23 protein-coding genes are annotated in these 19,979 nt (G+C 71.5%); 14 read left to right on the top strand and 9 right to left on the bottom strand.

Translation table 11 applies throughout. The features are described from left to right. The first annotated feature begins 35 nt into the window (after positions 1 to 35). From ABD332_RS32970 to ABD332_RS32995, 6 genes are all read left to right on the top strand, one after another. On the top strand, positions 36 to 1,154 hold the full coding sequence (locus ABD332_RS32970; protein ID WP_344506247.1) for a glycerate kinase family protein: 1,119 nt from the start codon (positions 36 to 38) through the stop codon (positions 1,152 to 1,154). Positions 1,155 to 1,248: 94 nt separating this feature from the next. After that, positions 1,249 to 1,620, top strand: a complete 372-nt coding sequence (locus ABD332_RS32975; protein ID WP_425552326.1) for a HesB/IscA family protein — start codon at positions 1,249 to 1,251, stop codon at positions 1,618 to 1,620. 186 nt (positions 1,621 to 1,806) lie between these two features. Beyond that, a complete protein-coding gene (locus tag ABD332_RS32980) occupies positions 1,807 to 2,787 on the top strand; it encodes a carbohydrate kinase family protein (RefSeq protein WP_344506248.1) in 981 nt (326 codons plus the stop codon). Between the two features lie 67 nt (positions 2,788 to 2,854). Then, the gene (locus ABD332_RS32985) at positions 2,855 to 3,250 is read left to right on the top strand and encodes a TlpA family protein disulfide reductase (RefSeq protein WP_344506342.1); all 396 of its coding nucleotides are present in this window, start codon (positions 2,855 to 2,857) and stop codon (positions 3,248 to 3,250) included. Between the two features lie 260 nt (positions 3,251 to 3,510). Further along, on the top strand, positions 3,511 to 3,780 hold the full coding sequence (locus ABD332_RS32990) for a hypothetical protein (RefSeq protein ID WP_344506249.1): 270 nt from the start codon (positions 3,511 to 3,513) through the stop codon (positions 3,778 to 3,780). Further along, positions 3,777 to 4,187, top strand: coding sequence for a DUF4395 domain-containing protein (locus ABD332_RS32995; RefSeq protein ID WP_344506250.1), 411 nt, complete (start codon positions 3,777 to 3,779; stop codon positions 4,185 to 4,187). Before ABD332_RS32990 ends, ABD332_RS32995 begins: the two co-directional genes overlap by 4 nt. Positions 4,188 to 4,654: 467 nt before the next feature. Here the strand turns inward: ABD332_RS32995 and ABD332_RS33000 are convergent, their stop codons facing one another. Both ABD332_RS33000 and ABD332_RS33005 read right to left on the bottom strand, forming a co-directional pair. Next, positions 4,655 to 4,870, bottom strand: coding sequence for a sulfurtransferase TusA family protein (locus ABD332_RS33000; RefSeq protein WP_344506251.1), 216 nt, complete (start codon positions 4,868 to 4,870; stop codon positions 4,655 to 4,657). Next, complete coding sequence (locus tag ABD332_RS33005; protein ID WP_344506252.1) at positions 4,867 to 6,003, bottom strand: cysteine desulfurase family protein; 1,137 nt, start codon at positions 6,001 to 6,003, stop codon at positions 4,867 to 4,869. The genes ABD332_RS33000 and ABD332_RS33005 overlap by 4 nt, the downstream gene beginning before the upstream one ends. Before the next feature lie 68 nt (positions 6,004 to 6,071). Here ABD332_RS33005 and ctaC point away from each other — a divergent pair, with 68 nt between their 5' ends. After that, positions 6,072 to 6,971: an aa3-type cytochrome oxidase subunit II gene (ctaC, locus tag ABD332_RS33010; protein ID WP_425552331.1), complete on the top strand. Its 900-nt coding sequence runs from the start codon at positions 6,072 to 6,074 to the stop codon at positions 6,969 to 6,971. A 16-nt stretch (positions 6,972 to 6,987) separates the two neighbouring features. Continuing rightward, positions 6,988 to 7,431: a cytochrome c oxidase subunit 4 gene (locus ABD332_RS33015; protein ID WP_344506253.1), complete on the top strand. Its 444-nt coding sequence runs from the start codon at positions 6,988 to 6,990 to the stop codon at positions 7,429 to 7,431. A 47-nt stretch (positions 7,432 to 7,478) separates the two neighbouring features. Here ABD332_RS33015 and ABD332_RS33020 read toward each other — a convergent pair whose 3' ends face one another. From ABD332_RS33020 to ABD332_RS33045, 6 genes are all read right to left on the bottom strand, one after another. After that, positions 7,479 to 8,015, bottom strand: coding sequence for a phospholipase (locus ABD332_RS33020; RefSeq protein WP_344506254.1), 537 nt, complete (start codon positions 8,013 to 8,015; stop codon positions 7,479 to 7,481). Between the two features lie 77 nt (positions 8,016 to 8,092). Further along, positions 8,093 to 8,293, bottom strand: a complete 201-nt coding sequence (locus tag ABD332_RS33025; protein WP_344506255.1) for a hypothetical protein — start codon at positions 8,291 to 8,293, stop codon at positions 8,093 to 8,095. Between the two features lie 49 nt (positions 8,294 to 8,342). After that, complete coding sequence (locus tag ABD332_RS33030) at positions 8,343 to 9,116, bottom strand: hypothetical protein (RefSeq protein WP_344506256.1); 774 nt, start codon at positions 9,114 to 9,116, stop codon at positions 8,343 to 8,345. 272 nt (positions 9,117 to 9,388) lie between these two features. Further along, positions 9,389 to 10,432: an anthranilate phosphoribosyltransferase gene (gene trpD, locus ABD332_RS33035; protein WP_344506257.1), complete on the bottom strand. Its 1,044-nt coding sequence runs from the start codon at positions 10,430 to 10,432 to the stop codon at positions 9,389 to 9,391. Between the two features lie 2 nt (positions 10,433 to 10,434). Beyond that, positions 10,435 to 10,827: a response regulator gene (locus ABD332_RS33040; RefSeq protein ID WP_344506258.1), complete on the bottom strand. Its 393-nt coding sequence runs from the start codon at positions 10,825 to 10,827 to the stop codon at positions 10,435 to 10,437. After that, entirely contained in the window at positions 10,824 to 11,789 is a 966-nt protein-coding gene (locus tag ABD332_RS33045) for a cytochrome c oxidase assembly protein (RefSeq protein ID WP_425552332.1), read from the bottom strand. Before ABD332_RS33045 ends, ABD332_RS33040 begins: the two co-directional genes overlap by 4 nt. 90 nt (positions 11,790 to 11,879) lie before the next feature. On the opposite strand from ABD332_RS33045, the gene ctaE reads away from it, so the two are divergent. The 5 genes from ctaE to ABD332_RS33070 all read left to right on the top strand — a co-directional run bounded on the left by ctaE (position 11,880) and on the right by ABD332_RS33070 (position 17,013). After that, the gene (ctaE, locus tag ABD332_RS33050; RefSeq protein WP_344506260.1) at positions 11,880 to 12,479 is read left to right on the top strand and encodes an aa3-type cytochrome oxidase subunit III; all 600 of its coding nucleotides are present in this window, start codon (positions 11,880 to 11,882) and stop codon (positions 12,477 to 12,479) included. A gap of 76 nt (positions 12,480 to 12,555) precedes the next feature. Further along, on the top strand, positions 12,556 to 13,422 hold the full coding sequence (gene qcrC / locus ABD332_RS33055) for a cytochrome bc1 complex diheme cytochrome c subunit (protein ID WP_344506261.1): 867 nt from the start codon (positions 12,556 to 12,558) through the stop codon (positions 13,420 to 13,422). Beyond that, positions 13,419 to 14,513 carry a cytochrome bc1 complex Rieske iron-sulfur subunit gene (gene qcrA, locus ABD332_RS33060; protein ID WP_344506262.1) on the top strand — a complete coding sequence of 365 codons (1,095 nt, stop codon included), beginning with the start codon at positions 13,419 to 13,421 and terminating at the stop codon, positions 14,511 to 14,513. The genes qcrC and qcrA overlap by 4 nt, the downstream gene beginning before the upstream one ends. Beyond that, positions 14,510 to 16,147 carry a cytochrome bc1 complex cytochrome b subunit gene (qcrB, locus tag ABD332_RS33065; protein ID WP_344506263.1) on the top strand — a complete coding sequence of 546 codons (1,638 nt, stop codon included), beginning with the start codon at positions 14,510 to 14,512 and terminating at the stop codon, positions 16,145 to 16,147. The genes qcrA and qcrB overlap by 4 nt, the downstream gene beginning before the upstream one ends. Positions 16,148 to 16,305: 158 nt before the next feature. Then, positions 16,306 to 17,013 (top strand): MBL fold metallo-hydrolase, encoded by a 708-nt coding sequence (locus tag ABD332_RS33070; RefSeq protein WP_344506264.1) that lies wholly within the window; start codon positions 16,306 to 16,308, stop codon positions 17,011 to 17,013. Positions 17,014 to 17,110: 97 nt separating this feature from the next. Here the strand turns inward: ABD332_RS33070 and ABD332_RS33075 are convergent, their stop codons facing one another. Beyond that, positions 17,111 to 17,953 carry an alpha/beta hydrolase family protein gene (locus ABD332_RS33075; RefSeq protein ID WP_344506265.1) on the bottom strand — a complete coding sequence of 281 codons (843 nt, stop codon included), beginning with the start codon at positions 17,951 to 17,953 and terminating at the stop codon, positions 17,111 to 17,113. A 68-nt stretch (positions 17,954 to 18,021) separates the two neighbouring features. On the opposite strand from ABD332_RS33075, the gene ABD332_RS33080 reads away from it, so the two are divergent. Beyond that, a complete protein-coding gene (locus ABD332_RS33080) occupies positions 18,022 to 19,962 on the top strand; it encodes a S9 family peptidase (RefSeq protein ID WP_344506266.1) in 1,941 nt (646 codons plus the stop codon). The last annotated feature ends 17 nt before the right edge of the window (positions 19,963 to 19,979 follow it).

Below are 19,979 nucleotides of genomic sequence, written 5' to 3' on the forward strand. Positions count from 1 at the left end.
GGAACTGTGACCTAGCAGACGTGCACAATGTCCGGATGCGTGTCCTGGTGTGTCCCGACAAGTTCGCCGGCACGATCACGGCCGTCGACGCCGCCGAGGCCTTCAGCGCCGGCTGGCTCGCGGCCAGGCCCGGCGACGACCTCGTCCTGCGGCCCCTGTCGGACGGAGGTCCGGGTTTCGCGGATGTACTGGCGGCGGCGCTGCCGCACGCACGCGTCCTGACCGTGCCGGCCACCGGCCCCCTCGGCCGCCCGGCCGAAGGGCACGTCGTGCTCGACGGGACGACCGCCTACATCGAGAGCGCCGAGGTCTGCGGCCTGCACCTGCTCGCCGACGCCGAACGTGATCCGAAGCACACCACCACCTTCGGGCTCGGCACGCTGCTGCTCGCCGCGGTCGAGGCCGGCGCCACCACGCTCGTCGTCGGGCTCGGCGGCAGCGGCACCAACGACGGCGGCGCCGGGCTGCTCGCCGCCCTGGGTGCCGCGCCGCTGTCCCCGTCCGGCTACGCGCTGCCGTACGGGGGCGCCGCGCTGACGGAGTGCGCCTCGCTCGGCGGTACACCCCGGCTGCGCGACGCCAGGATCGTCGCCGCCACGGACGTGGACAGCCCCCTGCTCGGGCTGCACGGCGCGAGCGCCGTCTACGGCCCGCAGAAGGGCGCGACCAGGGAGGACGTCTTCCTGCTCGACGCCGCAATGACCCGCTGGGCCGGCGTCCTGCAGGCCCTGCCGACCGCCCCCGCCGGCCTCGCCGACCAGCCCGGCGCGGGCGCCGCCGGCGGGCTCGGCGCCGCCCTGCTCGCCCTCGGCGGCCGCGTCACCTCCGGCATCGGCCTGGTCCGGGAGCTGACCCGCCTCGACGCCGAACTGGAGGAGGTCTCCCTGGTCGTGACCGGTGAGGGCGCCTTCGACGAGCAGTCGCTGCGCGGGAAGGTCGTGGCGGGTGTGGCGAACGCCGCACGCGACCTCGGTGTGCCCTGCGTTGTGGTCGCCGGGCGGGTCGACGCGGGCCGCCGGGAGGCCGCCAGCATCGGCGTCACGGAGACGCATTCCCTGGTCCAGCACTTCGGCAGCGCCGCCGAGGCGCTCGCCCGACCGGCCGACGGCCTGCGGGAACTGGGCGGACGGCTGGCTCCGCAGTGGAGCCGCTAGCACGAAACCGTGTCACTATGAGAGGGAATGCCGTCGGTCGCCTCCGCGTTGGCAACCGGTGGAACCGTAGACATCACCGCAGGGAGCCTTGATCGTGACCGCTTCTCCGAAGTTTGCCGAGCCTGTTCAGACGGACAACCCGGCCGGCATCGGCCTCACCGCGGATGCCGCTGTCAAGGTGAAGGGCCTGCTGGAGCAGGAAGGGCGGGACGACCTGCGGCTCCGCGTCGCCGTCCAGCCCGGCGGCTGCTCCGGCCTGCGCTACCAGCTGTTCTTCGACGAGCGTTCGCTCGACGGGGACAAGGTCAGCACCTACGACGGCTTCGAGGTCGTCGTCGACCGCATGAGTGTGCCCTACCTCACCGGCGCGACGATCGACTTCGCCGACCGGATCGACGCGCAGGGCTTCACCATCGACAACCCCAACGCCCAGGGCTCCTGCGCCTGCGGCGACTCCTTCCACTAGTTCCCGGCTCATCCCAAGGCCGCTCTCCGACCCCTGGAGGGCGGCCTTTGGTGCCTTTTCTGCTCGCTTCCTGCTCCTGCAGGGCGGCCCTTTGGTGCTCTTCCTGAGCTTTCTGTGGGGTGTCCGCGCTGGCTGGACCGGGACAGTAGTCTGTTCAGGCCCTGCCGTCTTGAGACCGAGGTTTCCATGAAGATCGTCGTCACCGGCTCGATCGCGACCGACCACCTGATGCACTTCCCGGGCCGCTTCGCCGAGCAGCTCCTGCCCGACCAGCTGCACAAGGTCTCGCTGTCGTTCCTCGTCGACGACCTGACCGTCCGCCGTGGCGGCATCGCGCCCAACATCGCGTACGGCATGGCCCTGCTCGGCCTCGAGCCGATCCTCGTCGGTGCCGTCGGTGCCGACTTCGGCGACTACCGCAGCTGGCTCACCCGCCACGGCGTCGACTGCGACTCCGTCTACGTGAGCGAGATCGCGCACACCGCCCGGTTCGTCTGCACCACCGACGACGACATGTGCCAGATCGCCTCGTTCTACGCCGGCGCCATGTCCGAGGCCCGCAACATCGAGCTGTCCCCGGTCAACGACCGGGTCGGCGGCATCGACCTCGTCCTCATCAGCGCCAACGACCCGGTCGCGATGGTCCGGCACACGGAGGAGGCCCGCACGCTCGGCGTGCCCTTCGCCGCCGACTGCTCGCAGCAGCTCGCCCGCATGTCCGCCGACGAGATCCGCAAGCTGATCGACGGCGCCGCGTACCTGCTGACCAACGACTACGAGAAGGAGCTCCTCGAGTCGAAGACCGGGCTCACGACCGAGTCGCTGCTGGACAAGGTCGGCGTCCTCATCACCACCCTCGGCAAGGACGGCGCCCTCATCCGCGGCCGCGACCTGCCCGCCGAGATCCACGTGCCGGTCGCCAAGGGTGTCGTCGCCAACGACCCGACCGGCGTCGGCGACGGCTTCCGGGCCGGCTTCTTCTCCGCCCTGTCGTGGGGTCTGGGCCTGGAGCGCGCCGCGCAGGTCGGCTCGATGGTCGCCGCCCTGGTCCTCGAGACCGTCGGCCCGCAGGAGTACGAGATCCTGCCCGCCGAGTTCACCAAGCGCATCGCCGAGTCGTACGGCGACGCCGCCGCGGACGAGATCCGCGCCTACCTCCCCGCCTGACGCTGCCTTCCGGGCTCTGAACCATCCCTATCGGTGTAGTAGGTACGGGCGTACAGTTGCCGCTGTGATGATCGTGGTCGTGGCGCTGCTCGCCCTCGCGACCGTGGCGGGCCTCGTCTACCGGGCCCGCTACGGCCGCCTCCGCGCGGCCGGGGGCGACCTGCCCGCGGGCCTGCTGTCCCCGGCCCGCGACACGGTCACCCTGCTGCAGTTCTCCTCCGCGACGTGCGCCCCCTGCCGCCAGGTCCGCGCCGTCTGCACCGACCTGGCCACCACCGTCTCCGGTGTCCGCCACGTCGAACTGGACGCCGAGGAACACCTCGACGCCGTCCGCGAGCTGGGCATCTGGCGCCTGCCGACACTGCTCGTCGTGGACACGCACGGCACCATCGCCCGCCGCACCGTCGGCGTCCCCGACCGCGCCACCCTCCACGCCACCGTCACGGAGGTCCTGGCCGCATGACCTCCGCCCCGCCTGGCACCGCCGCCCTGCGCGCCACCCACGGGGATCATGGCCGTATGGCCCCCGACCCGAACGGCGTGGTCGCCGGCCGCGCGGTCGCCGACTGGGCTTCCCCGCGCGCTTTCGCTTCGGAGCTCCTGGCCGTACGGCCCCCGACGCGGGACTCTCGCAGACCGCACGGTGTCATCGCTCGCCACACTGCCGGCGCCCGCGTCCCCGACCGCGCCGTCCTGCGCGCCACCCACGGAGATCGTGGCCGCATGACCCCCGACCTCTGCGGCGCCACCGCCCGCCACGCCGCCGCCAGCTGGGCTTCCCCACGCGCCGCCGTAACCGAGGTCCTGGCCGTATGGCCTCCATCGGGTGCCTCCCGCGGCCCGCGCAGCGCCCTCTGCCGCAGCGCAATTTCCCGCCGCGTCATCGCCCATGGCGCAATTTCCCGCCGCGTCATCGCCCATCGCGCCATCGGCGTCGGCCTGCCCGCCCGCGCCGTCCTGCGCGCCACCTTCACGGAGGTTCTGGCCACATGACCCTCGACCCGCGCGGCCCGCGCTTCTCCGCCGCCCTCACCACGGTTGTCTTCGTGATCGTCCTGCTCACCGGCAGCGGCTGGCTCGCCCTCGTCCAGGCGGTGATCTTCGCCGTCGGCGCGTACGACCCCCGCCTCACGCCGTACGGGCTGCTCTACCGCTACCTGGTCGCCCCGCGCCTCGCGCCGCCCGTCGAACGGGAGGACGGTGCCCCGGTGCGCTTCGCCCAGGCGGTCGGTCTGCTCTTCACCGTGGTCACCGTCGCCGGCTACCTGTCGGGCGTCACCGTGCTCGGCGTCGTCGGCGCGTCGTTCGCGCTGGTGGCGGCCTTCCTGAACTCCGCGTTCGGCCTCTGCCTGGGCTGTGAGGCGTATCTGCTGATCAAGCGCCTCCGCCCGGCGCAGTAACCCGATCGAGACACCCGATCGCGCCTACGCCCGACGCAGCCGCCCAGCGCCTTCGCTCAACGCAGCCGCCCAGCGCGGTCACCCGACGCAGCTGCCCGACGCAGCCGTCCGACGCAGCTGCCCGACGCAGCCGTCCAGCACAGTGGGCCAACCCAGCCGCCCGACCGCCCGACGCAGTCGCCTAACGCGGTCGCTCGACGCAGTCCGCCCAGCGTGGTCGCCCAGCCGCCCGGCGCAGGCGCTCAGCGCGGTCGACCTACGCCCAGCGCGGTAACCCTTCGTCCAACTCGGTAACCCGTTCGTCCAACGCAGTAGAAACCGATCGCGTCCCGCCCGAGCGCGGCGGACCCGATTCGGATGACCCGGTGACGGGCCTCCGCTGTTTCTCGACCGTACCCCAGGCATCCAAGTTGATGTTCGGCGTCGCTACTGTCCGTAGCATACCGGCCGTCGGGAGCGTGGTCAGGTCAGCGGAGCTCGACGGTGTGGCGGGTGTCGTCGGTGGAGATGAAGGTGTGGCCGCGCAGGCGGCACCACGCGGGGATGTCGACCGCGGCCGCCGGGTCGTCGGCGAGGACCTCGATGCGCGTGCCCGGAGGCTGCGTCGCGGCGAGTTTCGCCAGCATGATGACCGGCAGCGGGCAGCGCTTGCCGAGGGCCTCGACCACCAGCGGCGCGCTCACATGCCCACCTCGGCCCGCACGTCGGCGACCAGGCCCGGAAGCACTGCCAGGAAGCGGCGGACGTCGTCGGCGGTGACTCCGCTGTGGAGCGAGACGCGGACGTTGCCGTGGGTGAGGACGCCCATGGCGGCCAGGACGTGCGACGGCTGGAGGGTGTCGGCGGTGCAGGCGGAGCCCGACGACACCGCGAACCCGGCCCGGTCCAGGGCGTGCAGGAGGACCTCGCCGTCGACGTACAGGCAGGAGAAGGTCACGATGTGCGGCAGCCGCTCGACGGGGTCGCCGACGATCTCCACGTCGGGGACGGTGGCGGCGACCGTGGTGCGGATCTCGTCGACGAGGGCGCTCAGCCGGACGGCCTCGGCCGCCGCCTCGGCGTGCACGGCCCGTAACGACGCGGCGGCGGCGACCACCGCCGGCACGTCCGCGGGCGGCTCCCACGGCTGCTCCCAGCGGGTGCCCTTGCGCACGGCGAGGACGCCCACCCCGGCCGGCCCGCCCCACTTGCGGGCGCTGCCGGCCAGCAGTGACCAGCCCGTGGGCAGCGGCGCGTGACCGATCGACTGGGCGGCGTCGACCAGCAGCGGCACGCCGGCCGCGGCGCACAGCGAGGCGGCCGCCTCGACCGGTTGCAGCGTCCCCACCTCATGATTCGCGCTCTGGACGGCGGCCAGGGCCACTTCCGGCGAATCCAGTGCCTTCTGGAGGGCGTCGAGGTCGACCCGGCCGGTCAGCGACACCGGCACCGCGGTGGCGTCGGCGCCCGCGGCCTTGATGACCGCGGAGTGCTCGACGGCGCTGTGCACGACGCGGCGCAGGTCGCGGGCCTTCCTGACGCCGCTGACGGCGCGCCGGACCGCGTCGGTGCCGCCGGCGGTGAAGTGCAGCTCGTCGGGGCGGACGCCGAGGACGTCCGCGACGGTCGCCCGGGCCGCGTCCAGCAGCCGGCGGGCCCGCCGGGCAGGCGTGTAGAGCTTGCCGGGGTCGGCCCAGCTGTCGTCCAGTGCGGCCAGAAATGCTTGCCGCGCAACGGGATGCGGCGGCATCGCGGTGGCCGCGTCGAAGTAGACACCCACCTGGGCAACGCTATCGCGAGCCGGACACTGCCACCCCAAGCCGGGCGGACCACTCATGGTCGAGTACGCTCGCCAGCGTTGGTGAGGCTTGCCGCGTGACGCATCCGGAGACGGGCCGCGCGGCGCTGCTAAGGAGGCAGGAGCAGGTGGTCTCAAAGGGTTTGAGCCCCGCGCGCGCCGTCGGGCTCGCCGTCTCGGCCGTCGCGGTGACGACCCTGCTCGCCGGGTGCTCCGTCGACGACGCGTTTGCCGGGTTCGGTTGGCCGAAGGGCATCACCCAGCAGGGCGATCGCATGTACGACCTGTGGATCGGGTCCGTGGTCGCCGCGCTCGTGGTCGGTGTCTTCGTGTGGGGCCTGATCTTCTGGTGCGTCGTGCGGTACCGCAAGCGCGGCGACGAGCTGCCGCCCCAGACGCGGTACAACATGCCGTTCGAGATCCTGTACACGGTCGCGCCGTTCGTGGTCATCGCCGTGTTGTTCTTCTACACCGCGGTCATCCAGACCGACGTCGACCGGCTGTCGAAGAACCCGGACGTCAACATCGAGGTCATCGCCTCGAAGTGGAACTGGCAGTTCGTGTACAGCGACACCAAGGGCCCGGACGGCAAGCCGATCACGACGGTCGGCGCCGACGACTACATCCCGGTGCTGGTGCTGCCGGCGGGCAAGTCGGTGCAGTTCAAGGAGACCTCGCGCGACGTCATCCACTCGTTCTGGGTGCCGGACATCCTGTTCAAGCGGGACGTCATCCCGGGCGTGGAGAACAGGTTCGAGATCAAGCTGAAGGACAACGCCGCCGGCGCCTACGTCGGCCGGTGCGCGGAGCTGTGCGGCACGTATCACTCGATGATGAACTTCGAGCTGCGGGTCGTGTCGGCCGAGCAGTACGGCCAGTACCTGGCCCTGCGGACCACCGGTAGGAGCACCCCGGAGGCCCTGGCGCAGCTGGGCTTCCCGAACCAGGGCTACGCGACGAAGACGCAGCCGTTCGACACCGACCGCACCAAGCGGTCCTCGAGCTGAGAAAGGGCGCGCGGCGATGAAGTCAGAAGGACGCTTGTTCTTCGTGCTCGCGTTGTTCGTGTTCGCGATGGCCGCGCTCTACGGCTGGTGGACCGACGTGGCCCCGCACGAGCAGACCGGACACCGCGGCGTCGAGTGGATCGGCGTGGTCGCGCTGGTCCTGTCGGGGCTGCTGCTCACGATGATCGGCAGCGCGCTGTGGCTGATCTCGCGCCGCATCGAGCCGCGTCCCGAGGACCGGCCCGAGGCGGAGATCCACGAGGGCGCCGGCGACCTGGGCTTCTTCAGCCCGGGCAGCTACTGGCCCGTCGGCATCGCGCTCTCCGCGGCGACCGCCAGCATCGGCCTGGCGTTCGACCAGTGGTGGCTCGTCGCGGTCGGCCTGATCTCGGTCATCGTCGCCACCTGCGGGCTGATGTTCGAGTACTACACCGGCAGCCGGCGCGGCGCCGAGCACTGAGGCACTGAGGTTCGTTGAGAGAAGGGGGCCCTGGTAGGCCCCCTTCTTCATGCCCTGGACTTGGCGGCGGCGAGCTCGCCGCGCTCCTTGAGGTCCGCGGCGCGCTGCAGGTCGCCGTTGCTGACGACGAGGTTCCCGAACGCGGAAACGGCCTGGTAGTACGTCCACGCGAGGCTGGTGCAGGCCGGCCGGACGAACGCGTTGTACGTGGCGCACTTGGCCTTCAGGTCGCGGTAGAACGCGTCGTCGATGCGGGACTTGTTGGCCGGGAACTGCCCGACCGCCTTGTAGTTGCGGTAGCCGAAGTCGTGCCGCTGGCACGACAGCCGGAAGTCGAAGCCGAGCGGCTGGTCGGGGCTGCTGGAGCAGTAGTCGGTGGACCAGTCGAAGCCGTAGGCGGCCCAGTCGGACTGGTGCTGGCGGGCGGTGTTCCAGGAGTTGTAGCTCGCGGCGGTCGGCTGCGACCACGACGACATGACGGCCAGCTTCTCGTCGATGCCGGCCGCGGCGGCGGGGGATGCGGTGGTGACGATGCCGGCCACCGCGCAAGCGAGCGCGAGGCCGGCGGCGCGCCGGAGATTCATGAACAGATTGTCCGGCCTCGATGTGTACCGGCCGGGAACTTGCGCCGAACGGTATCCATGGAGAGCTGAACGGTCGTTCAGGCCGCTTTCCGCCGCTGCCGGAGGATCACCCGCGAGCGGCGGTCCATCAGCAGGATGACCGGCGCCACCACGATCGCGGCGCCGCAGGCCGTGCAGGCCCGGTCGGGGCAGGTCGCCCGCGGGTGGTCGGGGCACGCCGGCTGTTCGAAGATCCGCTGCCGGGCGCAGGTGTCGCAGTGCAGCTCCATGCGGGTCACGCTGCCACCGCCGGCCGCCCCCGCCCGGGACGGCCCGCGGCGTGTCACATCACTTTTCGGTAGCGCTCGGCTTCGGGGCCCGGGTGGGGCTGGGGATCGCCTTCGCGGCGGGCCTGGCCGAGGCCGTCGCCTTCACGGCCGGCTTCGCGGTCGGCGGCAGGAACGCCTCGTCGCTGACGCTGGGGGTCGTGTACTGCAGGGTGAGCTGCGTGTACTTCCCGGCGTCCGTGGTGCCCTCGAAGTACGCCAGCAACCCGGCCGGGTTGACGCACGCCGTCTCGGTGCGGATGCCGCGCGCCGTCACCGACACGCACTGGGCATCGCCGCGCTTGGAGGTGCCCGTCCGCACCTCCTCACCCCGGGCGATCGTGGCGAGCCTGCCCATCGCCGCCTCAGGGGCCATGAACTCGCCCCCGAACGCGTCGCTGATGTCCCTGGCCTGGGAGGGGGACATCGTGTCCGCCCCGGGGCCTTCGTCGCACTGAGGGACCGGCTGAGGGCTCTTCTTGGCCTTCGGGGACGGCGAGGGGGTCACGTTCCGGCACAGGTACGTGCCGTCGGGCGTCGCGATGTACGTGACGCCGAACCCCCGGTAGGCCCGTCGCGGCATCGACTGGGAGACGACGACGCCGGCCCCGGCGGCGGTCTGGTACTGGATCGTCGCGTCCGTCTGCAGCCCGAGCACCAGCCTGGACGCGAGACTGTCGACCAGCTCGAGGGCGGGGTTGGCGGCCTCCGCCTGCTCCTGCACCGGTGCGCCGCACGACTTCGCCATCATGCCGGCGAACCCGAGCGTCAACGCCCCGGCAAGGACCGCCGACACCAGCGCCTTTTTCTGCGAGTTGGGAGTGTTGGCCACGTTTCGTCAACGCCCCGCACCGCTTCCGGGTCACGCGGTCGCCGCCTGCCTTTACCCCGGATATGTCCGCTCCGCGAACATATCCGAAATTTCGGTTATGTCGGGCGCGAAGCGCCACGACATAACCGATGAAAACATCACCGGCCCCCGGCCGCCCGCGTTGATCGAGTAGCGGATCCGGCCGTCATCACGACCGGATCCGTCATTCGATCAACGGTGGGGTCAAAGAGCGGGCGTTACGGCTTGAAGGCGGCCCAGCGGGTGACGAGCGCGGTCGCGGCGCCCGAGTCGACGGCGGCCGCGGCGCGGGCGATGCCGGCGCGGAGCTGGTCGGGCAGGCCCGTAGGGGAGAGGCCGTCGCGGGCGGCGATGGCGGCGGCCGCGTTGACCAGGACCGCGTCGCGGACCGGGCCGGTCTCGCCGGCGAACATGCGGTGCGCCACCGCGACGTTGTGGGCCGGGTCGCCGCCGCGCAGGTCACCCGGGGCGGAGCGGGGCAGGCCCAGGTCGGCCGCGTCGAGGACCGTCTCGGTGACCGAGCCGCCGCTGACCGCCCACACGCGGGTGGGCGCGCCGGTGGTGAACTCGTCCAGGCCGTCCTCGCCGCGGACGAGCAGCACGGAGAAGTTGCGCTTCGCCAGCACCGACGCCATCACCGACGCCATGCGCGTGTCGAAGCACCCGACGGTCGCCGCGGTCGGCTGCGCCGGGTTGGTGAGCGGGCCGAGGAAGTTGAAGACCGTCGGCACGCCCATCTCGCGGCGGGTGGCCGAGGCGTGGCGCATGCCGGGGTGGAAGCGGGCCGCGAAGCAGAAGCCGATCCCGACCTCCTGCACGCAGCGGGCCACCTCGTCGGGGCCGAGGTCGATGGTGACCCCGAGCGCCTCGAGGAGGTCCGCGGCGCCGGTGGAGGAGGAGGCGGCGCGGTTGCCGTGCTTCACGACCGGCACGCCGGCGGCGGCGGTGACGATCGCGGCCATCGTGGAGATGTTGACGGTGTTGGCGCGGTCGCCGCCGGTGCCGACGATGTCGACGGCGGCGTCGCGCTGGGCGTCGGTGAGCGGGACCTTCGGCGCGATGGACAGCATCGTCTCGGCGACGCCGGCCACCTCGGTGATCGTCTCACCCTTGGCGCGCAGCGCGACGACGAACGCGGCGATCTGGCTGGGCGTGGCCGAGCCGGCCATGATCTCGCCCATCGCCCAGCCGGTGTCGTCGTTGGACAGGTCCTCGCCCCGGAGCAGGGCGTTGAGCAGCTGGGGCCAGGTCCGCTCGCCCATGCTCAGCCCTGGACGGGGAGCGAGCGCAGGAGGTCCGACACCGTCTTGCCCGTGGTGACCGGGTCCAGCGGATACATGATCGTGCCCTCGACCCGCGCGTAGGACGCCAGCCAGCGGTCGGCGGCCCGGGCGATCGCCAGGACGACCGGCGGCGGGTCGGTGATCTCGTCCTTGAGCTGGCGTGCGATGCCGAGACCCCCGCCGGGCGTCGCCTCGCCGTCGAGGACCAGCAGGTCCACGTCGGTGTCGTCGACGAGCCTGACGACCTCCGCGTAGGTGGAGGCGTCGACGAACTTCACCGTGAGGTCGGCCGCGGGACGGCTGCCGATGGCGAGCCGCATGCGGTCGCGGACCTCGGGATCGTCGCTGTACAGCAGGACGGTGTGCTGTGTCATGTGCGCGCTGCTCCTCGTGTGGCGGGTGCCTCGGGGATCGTACCGTCATCGGTGATGGTGATGCCGGTGCGGGCGGACCACTCCTGCTCCTCGATCCGCTGCCGCTCCTCGCGGTCGAGTTGCCGGTCGATCCGCTTCGCCTCCCGGTCCGACTGGCGCATCCACTGGACGACGAGCACGGCGAGCATCGTCACGGAGACGAACTCCCCGCCCGCCCACAGGATCCCGCCGGCGACGACCTGGTCGTGCACCGGGTCGGCCCAGGCCAGGCCCAGTGACGGGTACCAGTCGCCGCCGAGCAGCTCCTTGCTCTGCATGATGGTCAGCCCGAGGACCGTGTGGAACGGCGTCGACAGGAACATCAGCAGCGCCCGCGCCGGGTACGGCCAGCGCCCCGGCAACGGGTCGAGGCCGATCAGTGGCCAGAAGAACAGGCAGCCCACGGCGATGAAGTGCGCGTGGGTCAGCTCGTGCACCCAGCCGTGGCGCATCGTCAGTTCGTACAGGCCGGTGAAATACAGCACGAACGGCGTCACGACGAAGAAGCCGAACGCCACCAGGGGGAACGCGAGGATCCGCGCCGCCCGCGAGTGCACCACGGTCAGCACCACCCGCCGGCCCCGCGGCGGCAGCGTGCGCAGCGCGAGGGTGACGGGCGCGCCGAGGGCGAGGAAGATCGGCGCGATCATCGACAGCATCATGTGCTGGATCATGTGGACGCTGAGCAGGGTCGTGTCGTAGCGCTCGACGCCGGACATGGTGACCGCCGCGATCGAGCCGAGGCCCGGCCCGAGGAAGAGCACCACCCGCGCGAGGGGCCACGCGTCGCCGCGCCGGCGCAGGCTCAGCACGCCCGCGAGGTACACCCCGGCGGCGACGACCAGCAGCAGCGTCAACCACGACACGTGCACCGTGCCGAGGATGCCCGCGACGGACGGAGGCCCTGGATCTGCAGCTAGCAACACGTGCACAGCCTATGCCGGAGGCCGAATCGTCCCTCTCTGGTGGACCCCGTGAAAAGTCGCTGATGATCGGGGGGCAATAATGACGGCGTGACTGCGGCCCCAGCGATTGCCAAGAGCCAGATCCACTCACTGACCAGGCCCAACATGGTCAGTGTCGGGACGATCGTGTGGCTCTCCAGCGAGTTGATGTTCTTCGCGGCGCTGTTCGCGATGTATTTCTCGATCCGTGCGGCGGCTCCTGAGCTGTGGCACGAGCACACCGAGGTCCTCAACGTCTGGTACGCGTTGACCTTCACCACCGTCCTGGTGCTGTCGTCCATCACTTGCCAGATCGGCGTGTTCCGCGCCGAGCGCGGTGACGTGCACGGCCTGCGCCGGTGGTTCGCGCTGACCTTCGTGATGGGCCTGATCTTCGTGCTCGGCCAGGCCAACGAGTACGTGACCCTGGTCTCCGAGGGTGTGAAGATCAACGGCGACGGTTACGGCTCGATGTTCTACCTGACGACCGGCTTCCACGGCCTGCACGTCACGGGCGGGCTCATCGCCTTCATCATCTATCTGATCCGCACCACCATGGGCCGGTTCACCCCCGCCCAGGCCACCGCGGCGATCGTCGTGTCGTACTACTGGCACTTCGTCGACGTGGTGTGGATCGCACTGTTCGCGATGATCTACTTCCTGCAGTAGGAGTCCGGGCCGCGTCACGCTCCCGGGACCACCACTTCTCCTCCACGACTTAGGTGATGATCACAAAGGTGAGGCCATGACTTCTGAGCAGAGCAAGCGGCCGCTTGCCCGGCTGGTGCCGGGTGGCGCGCGCGCGGCGCGAGGCAAGCTGCGCCGGCGGTTGTCGGCGGCTGTGCGCCTGGTCGCGGCGCTCACGATCGTCGGCGGCCTCTACACGTCATACGCGCCGGGCGTCGGTCGCGCCGAGGACACCGTGAAGCTGTCCGACGCGGCGGCCGAGGGCAAGGCGATCTACGAGGTCAGCTGCATCACCTGCCACGGCCGCAACGCCCAGGGCGTCGAGGACCGGGGACCGAGCCTCATCGGCGTCGGCTCCGCCGCGGTGGAGTTCCAGGTCAACACCGGCCGCATGCCGCTCGCGCGCCAGGAGGCGCAGGCCGAGCGCAAGCAGCCGCAGTTCAACGAGGAGCAGGCCGCGCAGCTGGGCGCCTACATCCAGGAGCTCGGCGGCGGTCCGCAGCTGCCCAGCGCGGCGAGCCTCGACGAGCAGATCAAGCAGGCCCGGGGCGACGACAAGATCCTCGCCCACGGCGGCGAGCTGTACCGGGTCAACTGCTCCTCGTGCCACGCGTTCTCCACCGGCGGCGGCGCGCTGTCGTCCGGCAAGTTCGCCCCGTCGCTGGAGCACTCGACCAACCGCGACATCTACGCGGCGATGCTGACCGGCCCGCAGAACATGCCCGTGTTCGGCAACAACCAGCTGAGCCCGGACGACAAGGCCGCGATCATCGCCTACATCCAGAACCTCAACAAGAGCCAGGCGAGCGACCCGGGCGGCTGGAACCTCGGCCGGTACGGCCCAGTGCCCGAGGGCCTCGTCATCTTCCTCGTCGGTATCGCGGCGCTCGTGTTCGCCACGCTGTGGATTGCAGGGAAGTCATGACCACCCACCACCCGTCCGACGACGAGTTCGACGCGAGTGACGCGTCCCTGACCAGGTTCGACCTGGTCAGGGAGGGCGCCCGCCGCGACGGTGTCGAGATCGTGCACTACGCGCCGCGGTTCCCGGTCCCGGGCACCCGCGCGGAGCGCCGCATCGAGCGCGTCCTGGCGTTCCTGTTCCTGCTCACCGGCCTGGCGTCGACCGCGTTCGTGGTCGCCTACATCGCCTGGCCGTGGAAGTACGGCGAGGGCGACGCGACCTACCGCGACCTCTACCCGTACTACACGCCGGTCCTCGGCGCGACGCTCGGCCTGGCCCTGCTCACCCTGGGCCTCGGCATCGTCGTGTGGAGCAAGAAGCTCCTGCCCGAGGAGGTCTCGATCCAGGAGCGGCACGACGGCCCGTCCGACAGCACCGAGCAGGTCCTGACCGCGGCGACGATCCTGAACATGGGCGACGAGCTCGGCCTCAAGCGCCGCCGCTTCGTCGGCATGGCGTTCCTGGCCGGTGCCGCCCCGCTCGGCGCGGTCGCGGGCGCGCTGCTCGTCGGCTCGCTGATCAAGGCGCCGACGCAGGACGGCGACAACGTCTTCTTCACCACCGGCTGGGACCCGAAGTACAACGACGGCAAGCCGGTGCGCCTCACCCACGAGGACGGCACCCCGATCCGCCCCGCCGACGTCAGCATCGGCGGCCAGATCACGGTCTTCCCCGGCATCCCGCACGGCGCCACCAACAAGTGGGCCGACTCGCCGACGCTGCTCATCCACCTGCGTGAGGTGGACGCCGAGGCGACGCTGGGCAACGTCAAGGAGATCAACAAGGGCTCCCAGTGGCAGAACTTCGTGGCCTACTCGAAGATCTGCACCCACGCCGGCTGCCCCGCCAGCCTGTACGAGCAGCAGACCAACCGCCTGCTGTGCCCGTGCCACCAGTCGCAGTTCCAGATCACGGACAACGCGCGGCCCATCTTCGGTCCGGCCAGCCGCGCCTTGCCCCAGCTGCCAATTACGGTGGACGATGAGGGGTACTTCATCGCGACCTCGGACTACAAGATTCCGGTCGGACCGGCCTTCTGGGAGCGGCCATGAAACGGCGTAAGATCGACGTCCGGGCTCTCCCGGCCAACTCCGCCAAGGCACTCGACGAGCGGTTCCAGGCGGCCACCCCGCTGCGGCGGTTGATGAACAAGGTCTTCCCCGACCACTGGTCCTTCCTGCTGGGTGAGATCGCGCTCTACTCGTTCATCGTCCTGCTGCTCAGCGGCATCTTCCTGTCGTTGTTCTTCGACCCGTCGCTGCGCGAGGTCGTGTATGACGGCAGCTACGCGCCCCTGAAGGGCGTGGAGATGTCGCAGGCGTACAACACCGCGCTGCACATCTCGTTCGACGTGCGCGGCGGCCTCTTCATGCGCCAGATGCACCACTGGGCCGCGCTGCTGTTCATGGCCGCGATCGTGGTGCACATGTTCCGGGTCTTCTTCACCGGCGCGTTCCGCAAGCCCCGCGAGGCCAACTGGATCGTCGGCGTCCTGCTCTTCTGGATGGGCTTCCTCGAGGGCTTCGGCGGCTACTCGCTGCCTGACGACGCGCTGTCCGGCACCGGCCTGCGCATCGCCAGCGCGATCATGCTGTCCATCCCGATCGTCGGCACCTGGGTGACCACGTCGCTGTTCGGTGGTGAGTTCCCTGGTGAGGTCATCCTCGACCGCCTCTACATCGTGCACGTGCTGCTGGTCCCGGGCGCGCTGCTCGGCCTGATCAGCGTGCACATGGGCCTGCTGGTGAAGCAGAAGCACACCCAGTGGCCCGGCCCCGGCCGCACCAACAACAACGTGGTCGGCGTGCGCATGTTCCCCGGCTTCGCGGCCAAGGCCGGCGGCTTCTTCATGATCGTGTTCGCCATGATCGCGGCGCTCGCGGGCCTGTTCCAGATCAACCCGATCTGGCTGTTCGGCCCGTACAAGGCGGCGGTCGTCTCGGCGGCGAGCCAGCCCGACTGGTACGTCATGTTCCTCGACGGCTCGACCCGTCTCTTCCCGGCCTGGGAGATCCGGTTCGACTTCTTCTACGGTGACGGTTACACCATCCCGCCGATCTTCTGGCCGACGGTGGTGCTACCCGGCATCCTGACGATGTTGCCGATCTTCTATCCGTTCATCGAGGCCAGGTTCAGCAAGGACAAACGGGTCCACAACCTCCTGGAGCGCCCGCGCGACAACCCGCTGCGGACCGCCCTGGGCTCCATGGCCATCGCGTTCTACGTGGTCCTGCTCATCTCCGGCGGCAACGACGTCCTCGCGGACAAGTTCCACATCAGCCTCAACGCGATGACGTGGGCCGGCCGCATCGGCATCCTGGTGCTCCCGCCGCTGGCGTACTACGTGGCGTACCGGGTGGCTCTCGGCCTGCAGCAGCACGACCGCGAGGTCCTCGCCCACGGCGTGGAGACCGGCATCATCCGCCGCCTCCCCGACGGCAAGTTCGTCGAGATCCACCAGCCGCTGCCCTCGGGCAACGGCCACGGCCCCGCCGAGGAGGCGCACGGCGAGGCCCACGGCCTCGACTACGCCGGCTGGGTCGTGCCGAAGAAGATGAACCGCCTCGGTGCCCTGGCCCCGACGGTGAAGGGCTTCTTCTACCCGATCGAGAAGGCCGGCCCGGCCCCCAAGCCGCGCCAGGTCGCCGAGGACCGTGACCGCGAGGAAATCACCAGCGGCCACTGACCCCGATCCCGTGCGAAACCCCCGGCTCCCTCGCGGAGCCGGGGGTTTCGTCATGTCAGGACCGCGAACGGGAACCCTCGCGGGGGTTCGCCGGTAGCGGATCCGCTGTGGGCGGACCGCTCTGGGCCCCGGCACCCGGTCGGGCCTACGGTCCGGGGATGGACCTGGTCGAGCTCCTGCCCGAGCGTCTCTATCAGTTCGCGTTCCCCGTCGGGCACGCGTATCTCTGGCGTGGCCCCGACGGGCTGACCATCGTCGACACCGGGCTGCCGGGATCGGCGCCCCTGATCGCGGCGGCCGTCGAATCCCTCGGACTCGACCGGCGCGACGTGCGGAACCTCCTGCTCACCCACGCCCACCCCGACCACACCGGTGCCGCCGCGGACATCGCCGCCTGGGGCGACGTCACCGTCCACGCCCACGCGGGCGACGCCGAGGCCGTCCGGGGCAGGGCCGCGGTCCCGCCGCCCGTGCTCGACGGCTGGGAGCGCGACCTGTACGAGCAGGTCCACGCCACCCTGCCCGACGCCCCGGCGCCGCCGGCCAGGGTGGACCGGGAACTGCGCGACGGCGACGTCGTCGACCTGGGCGGCGGGGTGACGGCCACGGCCGTCGAGGTGCCGGGGCACACCCCGGGCAGCGTCGCGTTCCACCTGCCCGGCCCGGGGGTGCTGTTCACCGGCGACACGATCGCCAGGACCCCCGACGGCGCGGTCATCCCGGGCGTGTTCAACGCGGACCCCGGCCGGGTCGCCGAGTCGTTCCGCCGGCAGGCCGCCCTGCGCCCGGCGACCGTCTGCTTCGGCCACGGCGCCCCGCTCACCGACCAGGCGGCGAGGCTCCTGACCGACGCCGCTTCGCGGTGAGCGACCTGGCCGACGCCGTACTGCGGTAGAGGCCGACGCCGCTTCGCGGTGAGCGACCTGGCCGACGCCGCACCGCGTAAGAGGCCGGCGGTGGGTGTTACAGGGTGGTGGCCCAAGCGGCGACGCGGGCGGCCAGGGGAGCGCCGTGGCGGGCCCAGGTGAAGTGGTCGATCGGGGAGCCGGCGTCGGCGGCGGAGTAGTGCTCGCGGACGACCGCAGCCGCGGACAGCTTGGCGGTCAGCCGGTCGACGGTGGGCGCTGGCGTGTACTGGTCGGCCTCCATGTCGACGGCCAGGACCGGAAGTCGTACACCTGCCAATGACGCCTCGACGTCGACGCCGTCCAGCGCGGGATAGCGGCCGGTCCGGGCGGTGTGCGCCCAGCCCTGGATGACCGGGCGGGACTGGCGGCCGCCGAAGCCCCAGCCCGGCCACACGCCGAGGACCGTCGAGGCGGCGGCGATCGCCTGCGTGAACGCGAGCGTGCCGGGCCCCGTGAAGCCCGGGTAGCAGCGCCAGTACGGCAGGCCGACCGCGAGCAGGGCGAGGCCGTCGACGCCGGGGTCCAGGCCGGCGGCGTGGCGGACGGCGAGGTGCAGGGCGCAGACCTGGCCGCCGAGGGAGTGGCCGACGAGCAGCGTCCGGCGGCCGGCGCGGCGGGGCTTCAGGGCGTCCAGGACGGCCTCGACGTCGGTGGTGAGCTCGGCGAGGCCGTAGCGGGAGGACCGGGACGGGCGCGGGGTGCTGTCGCCGGTGCCGCGCAGGTCGGCGACGACGACCTCGACGCCGTCGGCGTTCAGGGCGGCGGCGAAGTGCCGGTAATAGCGGGCCGGCACGCCCATCGCGGGCCACAGCACCGCGAGGGTGGGGGCGTCGTCCGCTGGATACGCGTGCAGCGCGACGCGATCGGCGCCGCGATCAAGAAACTCCACGGACTCCATGGATTCGTAGGGTAGAGGTAGGAGGTTACTGGCGAGTAAGAAGTGTGACTCAGACTACTGTGCGGGGCGTGAAGCCAATCGATCTGTCCCAAATGCGCCTCCCCGGCGCGCCCGCGGTCAGCCCGGACGGCACGATCGCCGTCGTGCCGGTGTCCCGGCTGGAGTTCGCCGCCGACTCGTACACCTCCCAGCTCTGGCTCGTGCGGACCGACGGCGGTGCCGAACCCACCCAGCTCACCCACGGGTGGCACGACAGCGCGCCGCGGATCTCGCCGGACGGGCGGTGGCTGGCGTTCCTGCGGGCGACGAAGGCGGTGGGGAGCCGGGCGGGCGGCCCGAAGGCCGAGCACGACAGTGCGCCGCAGCTGTGCGTCATGCCCCTGGCCGGCGGCGAGCCGCGCCGCCTCACGGACCTGCCGCTGGGCGCCGGCACGCCGGCCTGGTCACCGGACAGTGCCCGGTTGGCGTTCTCCGCCCGTGTACCGCAGGACGGCCGCTACGGCACGGGGAAGACCGACGACGGCGAGACGGTCGGCGCCGACGGCGAGCCACCCCGGCGGATCACCCGCTACTTCTACCGGGTGGACGGCCTCGGCTTCCTCCTGGACCGGCCGGCCCACCTGCACGTGGCCGACCTCGACGGCACCGTGACGCAGCTGACCGACGGGGAGCTCGGCCACGGCGACCCGGACTGGAGCCCCGACGGGCGGACCCTGGCGTTCGTGTCCGAGCGGCACGACACGAGGGGCGACGACTTCGCGTCCGACGTGTGCGTGATGCCCGCCGGCGGCGGCGAGATCCGGGTGCTGACAGACACCACGTACAGCGCCGGGCTGTGCCGGTGGGCGGCGGACGGCCGGTCGGTCGTCTTCACCGCGAACCTGGCCGGCGAGGGCCGCGTCGACCCGGTGATCCGCAACGAGTCGCTGTGGTCCGTGCCCGTCGAGGGCGGGACGGCCCGGCAGCTGCTGGACGCGGAGGCCTACACGCTCGCCGCGCCCGGCGGTGACATCGCCGCCACCGGACGCGGCGTGCTGTTCACCAACGAGCACCGCGGCGCCGTGCAGCTGCTGCGCGTCCCGTACGACGGTGGGACCCCCGAGATCGTGGTGGACGGGCCCCGCCAGGTGGCCGGCTTCTCCGAGGCCGCGGACGGCACGCTGGTGACGACGATCGCGGGGCCGGCGGACTGGGGCGAGGTCTACGCCGGCGACACCAGGCTCACCGGCTTCTCCGCCGGCGTCACCGCGCTCGAGCAGGTCGAGCTGACCGCGACCGCGCCGGACGGCTACCCGGTCCACGGCTGGGTCGTCAGGCCCGCCGGCGACGGCCCCCACCCGGTGCTGCTGATGATCCACGGCGGGCCGTTCGCGCAGTACGGGTGGCGCCTCTTCGACGAGGCGCAGGTCTACGCGGGCGCGGGCTACGCGGTCGTCTACGGCAACCCGCGCGGCTCGTCCGGCTACGGCGAGGCGCATGGCCGGGCCGTCCGCGGCAACGTCGGCGAGGTCTCGGCCAGGGACCTGCTCGCCCTGCTGGACGCGGCGCTGGAGGCCGGCGACCTCGACGGCGACCGGGTCGGCGTGCTCGGCGGGTCGCACGGCGGGTTCATGACCACCTGGCTGGCGGGCCGGCACGGCGACCGGTTCAAGGCCGCGGTCTCCGAGCGGGCCGTCAACGCGATCGACAGCTTCCAGGGCAGCTCCGACATCGGCTGGCTGTTCGCGGACTCGCTCTACGGCGCGAACGGCGGCTCGTTCGAGCAGCAGAGCCCGCTCACGTACGCCGGAAAGATCGAGATCCCGGTGCTGATCATCCACTCGGAGCACGACTGGCGGTGCCCCGTCGAGCAGGCCCAGCGGCTGTTCGTGGCGTTGAAGCGGCGCGGGACGCCGGTGGAGCTGCTGCTCTTCCCGGGGGAGGGGCACGAGCTGTCCCGGTCCGGGCGGCCGTCGCACCGGGTGGCGCGCTTCGACGCGATCCTGGAATGGTTCGGCCGGCACGTGTGAGCTGACCATTGGGGGGT

It is taken from the genome of Dactylosporangium maewongense, from assembly GCF_039531485.1.
In the GTDB taxonomy this organism is placed as follows: Bacteria; Actinomycetota; Actinomycetes; order Mycobacteriales; family Micromonosporaceae; genus Dactylosporangium; species Dactylosporangium maewongense.

Bases quoted from the DNA above. Each gene is read 5' to 3' on its own strand.
- ABD332_RS32970 (WP_344506247.1), top strand. From the start codon at position 36: ATGCGTGTCCTGGTGTGTCCCGACAAGTTCGCCGGCACGATCACGGCC.
- ABD332_RS32980 (WP_344506248.1), top strand. From the start codon at position 1,807: ATGAAGATCGTCGTCACCGGCTCGATCGCGACCGACCACCTGATGCAC.
- ABD332_RS32985 (WP_344506342.1), top strand. From the start codon at position 2,855: ATGATCGTGGTCGTGGCGCTGCTCGCCCTCGCGACCGTGGCGGGCCTC.
- ABD332_RS32990 (WP_344506249.1), top strand. From the start codon at position 3,511: ATGACCCCCGACCTCTGCGGCGCCACCGCCCGCCACGCCGCCGCCAGC.
- ABD332_RS32995 (WP_344506250.1), top strand. From the start codon at position 3,777: ATGACCCTCGACCCGCGCGGCCCGCGCTTCTCCGCCGCCCTCACCACG.
- ABD332_RS33005 (WP_344506252.1), bottom strand. From the start codon at position 6,003: ATGAGTGGTCCGCCCGGCTTGGGGTGGCAGTGTCCGGCTCGCGATAGC.
- ABD332_RS33015 (WP_344506253.1), top strand. From the start codon at position 6,988: ATGAAGTCAGAAGGACGCTTGTTCTTCGTGCTCGCGTTGTTCGTGTTC.
- ABD332_RS33020 (WP_344506254.1), bottom strand. From the start codon at position 8,015: ATGAATCTCCGGCGCGCCGCCGGCCTCGCGCTCGCTTGCGCGGTGGCC.
- trpD (WP_344506257.1), bottom strand. From the start codon at position 10,432: ATGGGCGAGCGGACCTGGCCCCAGCTGCTCAACGCCCTGCTCCGGGGC.
- ABD332_RS33040 (WP_344506258.1), bottom strand. From the start codon at position 10,827: ATGACACAGCACACCGTCCTGCTGTACAGCGACGATCCCGAGGTCCGC.
- qcrC (WP_344506261.1), top strand. From the start codon at position 12,556: ATGACTTCTGAGCAGAGCAAGCGGCCGCTTGCCCGGCTGGTGCCGGGT.
- qcrA (WP_344506262.1), top strand. From the start codon at position 13,419: ATGACCACCCACCACCCGTCCGACGACGAGTTCGACGCGAGTGACGCG.
- qcrB (WP_344506263.1), top strand. From the start codon at position 14,510: ATGAAACGGCGTAAGATCGACGTCCGGGCTCTCCCGGCCAACTCCGCC.
- ABD332_RS33070 (WP_344506264.1), top strand. From the start codon at position 16,306: ATGGACCTGGTCGAGCTCCTGCCCGAGCGTCTCTATCAGTTCGCGTTC.
- ABD332_RS33075 (WP_344506265.1), bottom strand. From the start codon at position 17,953: ATGGAGTCCGTGGAGTTTCTTGATCGCGGCGCCGATCGCGTCGCGCTG.